This is a genomic window from Helicobacter cetorum MIT 99-5656 (assembly GCF_000259275.1).
GTDB lineage: Bacteria > Campylobacterota > Campylobacteria > Campylobacterales > Helicobacteraceae > Helicobacter > Helicobacter cetorum.
Map to the genome: position 1 here is coordinate 158,357 of NC_017735.1, position 12,678 is coordinate 171,034.

Genomic DNA, 12,678 nt, shown 5'->3' on the forward strand with positions numbered 1-12,678 from the left:
ATACTAAACATGCTCATACTCAGTCGCAAAGTTAACGAAGGAATCATTATTGATGATAACATTCATATCAAAGTGATTTCTGTAGATAGAGGGAGTGTGCGTTTGGGGTTTGAAGCACCTAATAACACCCTTATTTTGCGTGCTGAACTCAAGGAAGCCATTGTCTCAGAAAATCAAAAAGCTTCCATAGCCGTAGATGAAAGCTTGTTAGAAAATATTAAGAAAGCTATTAAAACCTAGATGCTTTGCTGTTTTGAAGCCTATCCTAAAATCAACATTTTTTTAAAGATTCTCCAAAAAGAAGGGACTTATCACAAACTCATCTCTCGCATGTGCTTAGTAAAAGACAAACTAAAGGACACTATCAGCATTAAAAACGCACCATCTTTTTCACTCAAAGGAAATTTTGATTGCCCCATAGAAGAAAACTCGCTTTTTAAGGCTCTCCAAGCGCTAAAAAATTTTTTAAAGCAAAAAAACTTCTCAAATTCTCTTGTAAAATCTCTAGATACTCTGGCGATTGAAGCGGAAAAAAACATTCCTACTCAAGCTGGATTAGGCGGTGGGAGTGCTGATGCTGGGGGGCTTATCTATCATTTGAATGAAGTTTTTGAGCTGCAACTAAGCTTAGAAGAGCTTTATTCTATCGGTTCTTTAGTGGGTGCGGATACAAACTTCTTCATCTCACAATATCAAAGTGCGAATGCGACTTCTTATGGCGAAGTCATTGAACCATTTAAAGAAGACTCTTTAACAAATCGCATAGAAATCTATGTGCCTAACAATATTTCTTGTAGCACAAAAGCTATCTATCAGGCCTATAGCCCTAAAACTTGTTTCTCTCAAACGCATATGTGGCTTGAAAAACCTAGTTTAGAATGCTTAAATACCTACCACAGAAGCGAACTTAACGACCTTTTAGAGCCAGCCCTACTCACGCACCCCACCCTAAAAAACATAGAGAGCGAACTAGGTAATGAGTGGTTTTTTAGTGGGAGTGGGAGTGCGTTTTTTAGGCTAAAGCGTGCTTAAAAGGGGGTTGAATTGAAACTCATTGCTAACAATAAAAAAGCCTATTTTGATTATGAAATTTTAGAGACTTTAGAAGCAGGGTTGGTGCTTTTAGGCTCTGAAGTAAAAGCTTTAAGACAATCTAGGGTGAATTTAAAGGATAATTTTGTTAAAATAATCAAAAGAGAAGCTTTTTTATTTGGTGTTCATATATCATATTTAGATACAATCCATGCCTATTATAAGCCAAATGAAAGGCGAGAGCGTAAATTGCTTCTGCATAAAAAGCAATTGCTCAAATGGCAGGCTGAGGTATCCAAAGAACGCTTGAGTATTGTAGGGCTAAAGCTATATTTTAACGAACGAAATAGAGCTAAAATCCAAATCGCTTTAGTGAAAGGAAAAAAATTGCACGACAAAAGACAGAGCCTAAAGGAAAAAGCGCTCAATAAAGAAGTTCTTGCTAGTTTAAAACACCACTTTAAAGGATAAGTATGAAAGAAATGGTAGATTATGGGATTATAGGGTTTTTGTTGTTTCTATCCGTAATAGTTTTAGCTATCGCTATAGAAAGAATGTGGTTTTTTGCTACGGTGCGTGTAGATGACTACACAGACAGACGCAAATTAGAACTAGCCCTACACAAACGCTTGACTCTAGTAGCCACTATCGGTTCAAACGCCCCCTATATCGGTCTTTTAGGAACCGTTGTAGGGATTATGCTCACTTTTATGGATTTAGGCTCTGCGGCAGGCATAGATACTAAGGCAATTATGACTAACCTAGCCCTTGCTTTAAAAGCAACCGGTATGGGACTGCTTGTGGCTATTCCTGCAATCGTTATTTATAACTTGCTTGTGAGAAAGAGCGAAATTTTAGTAACTAAATGGGATATTTTCCACCACCCTGTTGACACTCAATCAAATGAGATTTACTCACAAGCATAAGGACTAGCGGTGAAAAAAGTAGAATCAATGAATGTGGTGCCTTTTATTGACATCATGCTTGTTTTGCTTGTTATCGTGCTTACAACAGCATCTTTTGTGCAAACTTCAAAGCTTCCTATTAGTATTCCCCAAGTGGATAAGGATAGCACTGATTCTAAAGATGTCTTAGATAAAAAGCAAGTTACCATCGCTATTTCTAACAAAGGCACATTCTATTTAGATGATAAAGAAATTAGTTTTGATGTCTTAAAGGAAAAGGTTTCAGCCTATCCTAAAGATACCCCCATTGTCTTACAAGGCGATAAACAAAGCAATTTAGATAGTTTTGTAAAGGTTGTAGATTTATTACAAACAAACGAACTAAAGCAACTTTATATCCTTGTTGAAGATAAAAAGGGTCAAACGGAGTAGCTTTTAGTCAATTTTTAGCATTCTTTGGCTAGAATCTACGCTTATGTTTAATATTGATAATAAAAGGAAGTTTAAGAAATGAAACGCACTTACCAACCCCATAACACACCAAGAAAGCGAACGCATGGCTTTTTGGTAAGAATGAAGACAAAAAACGGACGCAAGGTTATTAATGCCAGACGAGCTAAGGGCAGAAAAAAGCTTTCCGTCTAAACTTTATAGTTCTTTAAAAAATAAGAGCGAGTTTGATAGGGTTTATAAAAGGGGTTTTAAAAAGCATAACCCTTTTTTTTCGCTGTATGTTTTGGATTTGAAATCTTTCAATAGGGTTTCGCAACGCTCACAGGCTTTTTCAAAAGAGCAGCAATCTCTCCGGCATTCGCACACGGCTTTTTGTAACTCTAGCGATAAAGACACAAAAGCACTTTTTCTGTTGGGCTTAAGTGTTTCTAAAAAAGTGGGTAACGCTACAAAGCGTAACCTTGTCAAACGCCGTTTTCGCTCATTAGTTACAAGGCATGTTGCCCTTTGTAAAGGGTTTGCTCTAGTGTTTGTGCCTAGAGGCGATTGCTGTCATTTGGATTTTTGGACTTTAGAAAAGCATTTCTTAGAAATGATGGTTTCAATCAAGAACTATGCGAATAAAGCGTTAAAGGATTTTAAAAAAGGAACGACCAATAGCTATGCAAAATGATAAAACACCTTTTTTAAGTGTTATTCTCACAACATTAATTAAATGTTACCAACGCTTTTTTTCTGTTTTTAAGCTTTCAAGCTGTCGGTTTTATCCCACTTGCTCTAATTATGCTCTATGGTTGCTCCATTTTGAAAATCCCCTCATTGCTATAGGCAAAATCATTCTAAGAATACTTTCATGCAACCCCATTTGTTCTGGGGGCATTGCTTATCCCATTACCACTTGTTTAAAACGCCCTAATTTGCTCAAACCACACCACAAAATTTTTAAAACAATCATTTTTTGGCTCATTCCTACCACAAAGAGCCACACAGCTTATTACATCATTAAGGTTTAATCAAAATGGATAAAAACAATAACACTAATCTCCGCCTGATTTTAGCGGTTGCTCTCTCTTTCTTGTTTATCACCCTTTATACCTATTATTTTCAAAAGCAAGAAAAACCAACCGCTCAAAGCCACAAAGAAATAGCCTCAAATCACTCCAAAGCTTCTAGCCCTAACGCACCAAGCATAAACTCTCAAAGCTCTAGCACTCCCCAAATAATACCCCAAGAAAATTTGTTAAGCACCATTTCTTTTGAGCATGCTAAAATTGAAATTGATTCTTTGGGGCGTATCAAACAGGTTTATCTCAAGGATAAAAAATACCTAACCCCTAAAGAAAAAGGCTTTTTAGAGCATGTAAGCCATCTTTTTAACCCCAAAGCAAACTCACAAACCGCCCTAAAAGAACTCCCCCTTTTAGGTGTGGATAAACTCAAGCCTTTAGAAGTGCGTTTTTTAGACCCTACGCTCAATAGCAAAGCCTTCAACACCCCTTATAGCGCTTCAAAAACACATCTTGGACCTAATGAACAACTCATTTTGACTCAAGATTTAGGCACTATTACACTCATTAAAACCCTAACTTTCTATGATGATTTGCATTATGATTTGCAAATCACTCTCAAAGCCCCCAACAACGCTATTCCTAGCTATGTTATTACTAATGGTTATAGACCGGTTGCTGATTCAGACAGCTATGCATTTTCAGGCGTGCTTTTGGAAAACAATGACAAAAAGATTGAAAAAATTGAAGATAAAGATGCTAAAGAAATCAAGCGTTTTTCTAACACTCTCTTTTTATCTAGCGTAGATAGATACTATACCACCTTGCTCTTTACCAACGATTCTAAAGGTTTTGAAACCTTAATTGATTCAGAAGTCGGCACAAAAAATCCCTTAGGGTTTATCTCTCTCAAAAACGATGTGAATTTGCATGGCTATATCGGACCTAAGGATTACCGCTCTTTAAAAGCGATTGCACCCATGCTCACTGATACTATAGAATATGGGTTAATCACTTTCTTTGCAAAGGGCGTGTTTGTTTTGCTGGATTATCTGTATCAGTTTGTAGGTAACTGGGGCTGGGCTATCATTCTTTTAACGATTGTGGTGCGTCTTGTTCTCTATCCCTTAAGCTATAAGGGTATGGTGAGCATGCAAAAACTCAAAGATTTAGCCCCAAAAATGAAAGAACTTCAAGAAAAATACAAAGGTGAACCCCAAAAATTGCAAGCTAACATGATGCAACTTTACAAAAAACATGGGGCTAATCCGCTAGGAGGCTGTTTGCCCTTAATCCTACAAATTCCGGTGTTTTTTGCTATCTATAGAGTGCTGTATAATGCTGTAGAATTGAAGAGTGCTGAATGGATTTTGTGGATACATGATTTGTCTGTAATGGACCCGTATTTTATTCTCCCCTTATTTATGGGGGCTTCTATGTATTGGCACCAAAGCATCACGCCAAACACCATGACAGACCCCATGCAAGCAAAGATTTTTAAGCTCTTGCCCCTATTATTCACTTTATTTTTAATCACTTTTCCTGCAGGTCTTGTGCTGTATTGGACAACAAACAATATTCTTTCTGTTTTACAGCAATTCATTATCAACAAAATTTTAGAAAACAAAAAGCATTCCCACTCCAAAACATAAAGGTTTATCATGCAAAATTCTGTTGAAATCAAAGCCAAAACTTTAGAAGAAGCACTCGTTCAAGCTTCTATAAGCCTTAATTGTCCCATTATCAACTTACAATACGAAGTGATTCAAATGCCTTCTAAGGGCTTTTTAAATATTGGTAAAAAAGAAGCCATTATCCTAGCCAGCGTTAAAGAAAGCCCACAAGCTCCCCTACCCACAAAAACTGAAGAAAACAACGCATGCGAAATGCTTGATATACAGCTAGAAGCCACTCAAAACCTTTTGCTTGATGAATTAAACAAATTTCCCAAAGAAGTAGCCCAAAAGCCCATTCAAGCCTACACCCATAGCGAAGATGAACTCAGCCAGATCAGACAAGAATTAAAAGACCTATTCTCTCATCTCCCCTATAAAATTGACAAAGTGGAAGTCAGCCTTTATGAACCAGGGGTTTTATTGATTGATATAGATGGCGAAGACTCCGCCCTTCTAATCGGCGAAAAGGGTTATCGCTATAAAGCTCTTTCTTACTTGCTATTCAACTGGATTCACCCCGCTTATGGCTATAATATCCGCTTAGAAATCTCCACTTTTTTACAAAATCAAGAAAAGGTTATGGATGCCCATTTACAAAGCGTGATTATGAGCGTGCATGAAGTAGGAAAAGCCCAAATGAAAGCCCTTGATGGCGTTTTAACCTATATCGCCTTAAAGAAATTACGAAAAACTTTTCCTAATAAATATGTCTCGCTCAAAACCAACCTAAACGATGAAAAATACATCGTTATCAACGACTTTAATAATGAATGAAACCATTGTAGCTATCGCCACCCCCTTAGGTAAAGGGGCGATTAGCATTGTTAAAATCAGTGGCAACAACGCCCTAAGCATTCTCAAGCAACTCACAAAAAAACAGGACTTTACCCCTAGATACGCCTATGTGTGCGATATTTTTTCTAACGATATTTTGCTAGACAAAGCCCTAGCACTCTATTTCAAAGCTCCCTATAGTTTCACAGGCGAAGATGTGTGTGAAATCCAATGCCATGGAAACCCCCTTTTAACTCAAAACATTCTTCAGGTCTGTTTGAATTATGGGGCTAGGCTTGCCAAACCTGGCGAATTTAGCAAAAGAGCCTTTTTAAACCATAAAATGGATTTGAGCGAAGTTGAAGCAAGTGTCCAGCTTATCCTCTGCGAAGAGCAAAGCTCTCTAAACGCCCTAGCCAGACAACTCAAAGGCGAATTAAAAATTTTCATAGAAGACGCTAGAAATACCCTTTTAAAACTTCTAGCAAGTTCAGAAGTCTTAATTGATTACAGCGAAGAAGACATTCCTAGCGATTTTTTAGACGAAGTGTCTATAAGTCTAGAAGCCCAAATCGCGTGTTTTAAGGACTTACTGGACTTTTCTAACGCACAAAGAGAAAGAAGCAAAGGGCATGCCTTAAGTATTATTGGCAAACCTAATGCTGGCAAAAGCTCATTATTAAACGCCATGCTTTTAGAAGAAAGGGCTTTGGTGAGTGATATTCAAGGCACCACTAGAGATACCATAGAAGAAGTCATAGAATTAGAAGGGCATAAGGTGCGTTTGATTGACACCGCCGGCATTAGGGAGACTACAGATAAAATAGAGCGATTAGGGGTTGAAAAAAGCCTTAAAAGTTTAGAAAATTGCGACATCATATTAAGCGTATTTGATATTTCTAAACCCCTAGAAAAGGAAGATTTTAACCTTATTGACACCCTAAATCGCACCAATAAGCCCTGCATCATTATCCTCAATAAAAACGATTTATCGCCCAAGTTAGAACTTGAAACATTAAAATCTCATCTTAAAATTTCTTATTCCTTACTAGAGACAAACACTCTTGATACAAGAACTTGTTTAAAAGATTTGAGCCAAAAAATCAGCGAATTTTTTCCTAAACTAGACACACAAAACAAGCTCTTACTCACTTCCACAGCCCAAAAAAACGCCCTAGAAAACGCTATTAACGAATTACAGAATGCTAGAGAACACTTAGAAACCTTAGAACTCTTTTCCTACCATATCCTAAGCGCCATAGAAAATTTGAATGCACTCACTCGCCCTTATGAAACCAGCCAAATGCTAGATAGCATGTTTAGTGAATTTTGTTTAGGTAAATAGATAAGCCATCATTTATCTCGCTTGCGAGCTTAACTAACAAACCCACAAATAGCAAGCAAAAAATACCACCAAAAAACAAAACTTTAAAAAATAGCTAAAAATCATTTTATACTATTAGTAAATCAGTGTTTAACAAAATCTTTTTAACACTCTTTTTCCAGTAGCATAACAACAATTAAAAAACAGACTAAATAAAAGATTAAACACAATTTATTAGCATTCATTCATAGATAAAACACACAAAGATTAAACCTAAAATGAAAAAATCATCAACATTTTTCAAGTCTTTCTATCTCTGTATTCAAGGGAGTTCTTTGAGAGGTTAAGGGCGTTTCAACTTGGATTACTACCCCCCCCCCCCCGTAATTTTAAGGTTTTTCTAAAATTTGTTTGAATAAACTAAGTTTCAAGTTTGGCAAACAATAAGAAAGTTTGGCAAAGAGAAATCACTAACAAAAGGAAAAATATGAGAAAAATTGTAATACTTGCTTGCCTTAGCGTTGCAAGTCTTATGGCAGAAAGTAATGGCGTGTTTTTAGGAGGTGGGTTTCAATATTCTAATTTAGAAAACCAAAACACCACTCGCACTCCAGGTTTGACTAACGACACCCCCTTAAGCATGTCTGTTTTTAATAACCCTGCAGCCCCACAAGCTCCTGTAGCACAAGCTCCAGCACAAGCTCCACAAGCAGAAACACAAGCAAAGTAAAAGGAATAGTCTATGAAACAAATATCTTTAAAATTAGTGTCATTAGCACTTAGTGGTGCGCTATTGAGCGTTTTAAACGCTCAAGCTCAACAAGAAAGTGAAAGTAAAGGTAACGAAGTTAAGCAAGCAAAACAAGAAAGCACACCAACAGCCCCTAAGCCACAGCCCACCTTAAAAGACTTATGGCAAAATTTTCAAACAGCCAGCGAAGGCCTTCAAGAGTTTAACCGGCAAATGTATGGCACAGGAAATTCACCAGAAACGGCTAGTAATGGGAGCGTGTATTATAATTATAATAGCGCTATTAATTCTTTAACAGAATTAGCCAACACCTTATATGGGGCTAGAACAACAAAAGATGGTAAAACCACTATCAGTCCAGCAGTAAGTTCTCAACAAGGGACACCAGGTTATGATGCAACACAAGGCTACAAGCAAGGAACTAACAGCTTAAGCTCTCAGTATGATGCCCTTATGGGAAAGCTATATAGTGCTGATGGTAGAACCTATACTCCAAGTAGTGATGGCAATGTTACTCCAGTTCAAGGCTCACTAGCACAAAGATACAATGAAGCCCATCAAAAATACGAAACCGCACAAAAACTTTATGATGATATTTATACCTTACTCTATGGGGATAACGGAGGAAATCCAGTTACAGATAGCAACAAAGCTGCAATAGATAGCTTGAAATCTTTAACTAGCACAGGAGCTAGTAGTGCAACCCCACTTGGCATCTCAATTGTCTTAGATAGCGCTAAGGCCTTACAATCAGCTCTATCAACGGCCATGGCAAATAATATTGTTAAAACTAGCGTTACTAGTATCAACACAGCTGTATCTAGTGTCGTGGGTAATATAGTTACTACTTTGCAAAGCTTGATTCAGACTAAAGATGGTAGCACCTCTTGGGCTACAGGAAAAGAAAGCGCCGCAAAAACCACTTTAACAGGTTTAGCAAACCAAATAAACACCTTAAGCACTCAAGCTACAGGGGCAATCACTACGAATTTAACTTCTACTAGAAAAGCTCTCGTTCAAGGCTCTGGTAAACCTAAAAAAGGTCAAACTCCAGGCACCCTAGAAAAACCAGCTCCAGACAGCCTTATGGGTCAATACCAAGCAGCGATGCGACAACTCTATGGTAACACAACCGTTAATAGTGATGGTCAAGTCGTTCCGGCTAAAGATAGCGTAGCAGGTCTCTTTGATGCGGCTATTAGCGCGTATGAAAAAGCAGCAGATGCCCTACTTGGTGTTACAGCAACTATTCCAGAAGCTGAAGGAAAAGCCGCAACAACACAAGAGGTGCATGCCATTGTTACGGATAATACCGGTGCTATCAAACAAGGTACAAAACCAGAACACTCCACAACAACAAAAGATTTACAAACCACCTATCAAACCCTCCAACAAGATTTGAATGGTAACCCAGCCACAAAACTCACAGGCGCTATCGCTAAAGTCCAAGCCGCTAGCCAAAATTTAGCCCAAGCCATAGAAAAAGAAGCTTCAAGCCTTAATATCAATAGCATGAGTGCTACAGCAAGTGGTATGTCTAATATGAAAACCCAAACTTTAACTCTAAGCAGTGCTATAAGCACGCTTAATACTCTAGGGGCTTATGGCAATCTCAGTTCCTTAAGTTCTACTCTTAGCACCCTAGCTACCACTCAAGGGGCTTTAAGCACTCTTTTAAACTCTGCAAGTGCAACAGTGGGGCAATTAAATACTAGCTCTAGTGCGGTCATAGACACTATTAATAAAGCCTTGAGTGAAGTCAGTGCGGCTTTAGTTAATCTCACACCTGTTGCCACACCAGAAGCAGCAAAGAAACCAGAAGCGAAAGTAGAAAGTGAGAAAAAACTCGTAATTGTTACACAAAAACTCGCTGCAACAAATACTAGCCCCACACAAGCCCTACTTGCAACCATTCAAGGCACTCTACAAAAACAAAAACAAGCCTTACTAAGCGTGAATAAGAACATCAAAACCGCTATCAATCAAGCCAAACAAACCCACAAGCCAAGCGTTACCAACACCAACAACTACGGACAAATGTATGGGGTGAATGTGATGGCAGGTTATAAGCAGTTCTTTGGTAAAGCCAAGCGATGGGGTGTAAGAGCTTATGGATACTATAGCTATAATCATGCTAACCTAAGCTTTGTAGGGAGTAAGCTAGGTATCTTAAGTGGAGCCTCTCAAGTGAATGACCACACTTATGGCGTGGGCTTTGACGCTCTTTACAACTTCTATGAAAGCAAAGAGGGCTATAATACTGCTGGTATGTTCTTTGGATTTGGAGTAGGGGGAGAAACATGGATGGTTCAAGGGGAGAGTTACTATAAAGCTCAAATGCAAACTTGTAATAGCAGCACCAATTGTTCTGCTTCTATGAATACTACTTATTTCCAAATGCCTGTTCAAGTAGGCTTTAGAACTAATTTTGCTAAACATAGTGGCATTGAGTTAGGCTTTAAGTTGCCTTTATTTGTGAATCAATTCTATAAAGAAAGAAGTGAGAATGCAGCCATAGATGTGTTCTATAAGAGAAACTTTTCTATGTATTTTAACTACATGATTAATTTCTAGGGTCTTTGTTCCTAGAGATTTTATGGTTTCTTGGGTCTAATTTCTAGAGATTTTTGCTTCTTTTTCTTAGTAGAGAGTTTTCTCTCTATTAGTATTTCTTTCTGATTATGTATTTGATTATTTTGTTTTTAAAATTTTGTTTCAATTATGAAATATCAAGCCGTTTTAATCTCTTTTTAAAACTCTAAATTTCAAAAAAAATTTCTATTGTATATAATGAATGCATGCACAAACCAACAAGGATATTTGATGAAAAAATTATTCGCTCCACTTTTATTATTCCAACTCTTAGAAGCCCATGATAAAAGCGGCTTTTTCATAGAAGGGGGTTTTGAAACCGGGCTTTTACAAGGCACAGAAATTAGAGAAGAAAAAGTAACGACCGGTAAGAATGTCTATGAAGATTACTTGCCTTTAAACACGATTTTAAAAGGAGCAACTAATTTATTTGGTAACGCCCAAGCTATATCACAATTACAATTTTCATCTTTGCATCCGGTTAAGGTGAGCGTGAGTGGTGCTAATTTGGTTGTAGAAAATTTTCTGCCTTATAATTTAAACAATGTTAAGCTTTCGTTTAAAGATAGTCAAGGCAAACTCATTGATTTGGGCATGATAGAGACCATTCCTAAGCAAGCCAAAATCGTTATCCCCGAAAAACTATTTGATAATTTCAAAGATATTACTCCTAATGCTACTTATCAAAGTTTTGAAGTTTCTAGCACAAAGTTTTCAGATGTTAATACACAGAGATTGTTTAAAGTGTTAGATACCATGACGACGGATTTGGTGGTAGAATATAAGTCTCCGCCTACTTTTGATTCTTGTCAATACCATACGCAAGCAGGTCATAATACATGTTATTCACCCTTTAATGCAAAAACCGCTGAGGAATTTACTAATTTACTTCTAAATATGTATGCGGTTTTAGATTCAAAATCATGGCAAGAAAATATAAAAAACGCTCCCTTTGATTTCGTGAATAGTTGGCATCCTGGAGATTGCCATTTTAAAGCATCAGATTGTGTGGCTCCTGGCAAGAATGGACAAGTTGAATCCAAGTTTCAAAAAGATGTGGTTTCCCCTGAAAAAGTTATAGCCGATTTTAGAAGTACTATGCACCTTGAAGTTTCAGTCTTAAATAATGCTGGGGTAGATGGCATAGGATTAGGGCAAGTTACTTGGGGAAAATTGGGCGTTGTTGCTTGGGCATTAGACCCTAAAACACTTTTTGGTGCTGGTTATAAACATATTAATTTAACCGCTTTGAGAACCATTTTGCACGAATTTAGCCACACCAAACACTACAGCCATAATGGAAACATGACTTATCAAAGAGTGCCAAAACCTGATGGCACAGGCGATTCTGATGGTATTCCTTATGATGTGTGTTCTAGGTTTGGTCATAAGGGTCAGCCCACATATCCAGGTGATTTTCAAGGTTCAGTCTATCCTAATTGTGCTAATGTCCCAGCAGGCTTTACCGGATTGACTATGGCTGTGTGGCAACAACTCATCAATCAAAACGCTCTGCCAATAGATTATGCTGATTTGGGTAGTCAAAAGGATTATAAACTCCATGCTAGTTTAAACACTTCAGATTTAGCCAATTCTATGCTTAGCACACTCAAACAAAGTTTTCTGGTTGCTTCAGCTCAAACAATAACTAATGATGTTTCAAAAAACTTTAAAACCCCTATGCTAGGGTTTAACTTTAAAATGGGTTATCAGCATTACTTTAATAATTTTATAGGGTTAGCTTATTATGGTATTGTCAAATACAATTATGCTAAAGCTAATAATGAAAAAATCCAGCAATTGAGTTTAGGAATAGGCACAGATTTATTATTAGATTTTGTTACTACTTATACTAAAGCTTCAAAGGATAGCAAGAAGAAAAGCTTTTCTTCTTCTTTTGGCATGTTTGTTGGTGTAAGGGGTTTGTATAATGGTTATCATGTGTTCAATCAAGTTCAAAGAGCTAAGAATGTAGATGCGACTACAGGATTGAATTATCGTTACAAGCATTCTAAGTATTCTGTAGGTATTAGTGTGCCTTTAATAGAGAGAAAGGTTAGTATCGTTTCTAATAGTAGTGTTTATAACGCTGCTATTAGTTTGAATGAAAAAGCGAATGATTTTAAGGTGTTTTTTAATTATGGGTGGGTGTTTTAAGGAGTAA

At 37.3% G+C, this 12,678-nt stretch carries 14 protein-coding genes; all 14 read left to right on the forward strand.

Annotated elements, in window-relative coordinates:
• Window positions 1-9 precede the first annotated feature (9 nt).
• The 14 genes from HCD_RS00790 to HCD_RS00850 all read left to right on the forward strand — a co-directional run bounded on the left by HCD_RS00790 (window position 10) and on the right by HCD_RS00850 (window position 12,671).
• On the forward strand, window positions 10-240 hold the full coding sequence (locus tag HCD_RS00790; protein WP_014658716.1) for a carbon storage regulator: 231 nt from the start codon (window positions 10-12) through the stop codon (window positions 238-240).
• Complete coding sequence (locus HCD_RS00795; RefSeq protein WP_014658717.1) at window positions 241-1,032, forward strand: 4-(cytidine 5'-diphospho)-2-C-methyl-D-erythritol kinase; 792 nt, start codon at window positions 241-243, stop codon at window positions 1,030-1,032.
• A 12-nt stretch (window positions 1,033-1,044) separates the two neighbouring features.
• On the forward strand, window positions 1,045-1,503 hold the full coding sequence (gene smpB / locus HCD_RS00800; protein WP_014658718.1) for an SsrA-binding protein: 459 nt from the start codon (window positions 1,045-1,047) through the stop codon (window positions 1,501-1,503).
• 2 nt (window positions 1,504-1,505) lie between these two features.
• A complete protein-coding gene (exbB, locus tag HCD_RS00805) occupies window positions 1,506-1,958 on the forward strand; it encodes a TonB-system energizer ExbB (RefSeq protein WP_014658719.1) in 453 nt (150 codons plus the stop codon).
• Window positions 1,959-1,967: 9 nt separating this feature from the next.
• Window positions 1,968-2,369, forward strand: coding sequence for an ExbD/TolR family protein (locus HCD_RS00810; RefSeq protein ID WP_014658720.1), 402 nt, complete (start codon window positions 1,968-1,970; stop codon window positions 2,367-2,369).
• 78 nt (window positions 2,370-2,447) lie between these two features.
• Window positions 2,448-2,582, forward strand: coding sequence for a 50S ribosomal protein L34 (gene rpmH / locus HCD_RS08850; RefSeq protein ID WP_001847286.1), 135 nt, complete (start codon window positions 2,448-2,450; stop codon window positions 2,580-2,582).
• A complete protein-coding gene (gene rnpA / locus HCD_RS00815; RefSeq protein WP_014658721.1) occupies window positions 2,542-3,063 on the forward strand; it encodes a ribonuclease P protein component in 522 nt (173 codons plus the stop codon). Before rpmH ends, rnpA begins: the two co-directional genes overlap by 41 nt.
• Window positions 3,053-3,403, forward strand: coding sequence for a membrane protein insertion efficiency factor YidD (gene yidD, locus HCD_RS00820; protein ID WP_014658722.1), 351 nt, complete (start codon window positions 3,053-3,055; stop codon window positions 3,401-3,403). Before rnpA ends, yidD begins: the two co-directional genes overlap by 11 nt.
• A gap of 5 nt (window positions 3,404-3,408) precedes the next feature.
• On the forward strand, window positions 3,409-5,049 hold the full coding sequence (yidC, locus tag HCD_RS00825; protein WP_014658723.1) for a membrane protein insertase YidC: 1,641 nt from the start codon (window positions 3,409-3,411) through the stop codon (window positions 5,047-5,049).
• A 9-nt stretch (window positions 5,050-5,058) separates the two neighbouring features.
• Entirely contained in the window at window positions 5,059-5,847 is a 789-nt protein-coding gene (locus HCD_RS00830; protein ID WP_014658724.1) for a Jag N-terminal domain-containing protein, read from the forward strand.
• Window positions 5,840-7,192 (forward strand): tRNA uridine-5-carboxymethylaminomethyl(34) synthesis GTPase MnmE, encoded by a 1,353-nt coding sequence (gene mnmE / locus HCD_RS00835; protein ID WP_014658725.1) that lies wholly within the window; start codon window positions 5,840-5,842, stop codon window positions 7,190-7,192. The genes HCD_RS00830 and mnmE overlap by 8 nt, the downstream gene beginning before the upstream one ends.
• A 466-nt stretch (window positions 7,193-7,658) precedes the next feature.
• Window positions 7,659-7,901 carry a hypothetical protein gene (locus tag HCD_RS00840; RefSeq protein ID WP_014658726.1) on the forward strand — a complete coding sequence of 81 codons (243 nt, stop codon included), beginning with the start codon at window positions 7,659-7,661 and terminating at the stop codon, window positions 7,899-7,901.
• 12 nt (window positions 7,902-7,913) lie between these two features.
• Complete coding sequence (locus HCD_RS09495) at window positions 7,914-10,496, forward strand: outer membrane protein (protein WP_014658727.1); 2,583 nt, start codon at window positions 7,914-7,916, stop codon at window positions 10,494-10,496.
• Between the two features lie 249 nt (window positions 10,497-10,745).
• Window positions 10,746-12,671, forward strand: coding sequence for a porin family protein (locus HCD_RS00850; RefSeq protein ID WP_014658728.1), 1,926 nt, complete (start codon window positions 10,746-10,748; stop codon window positions 12,669-12,671).
• The last annotated feature ends 7 nt before the right edge of the window (window positions 12,672-12,678 follow it).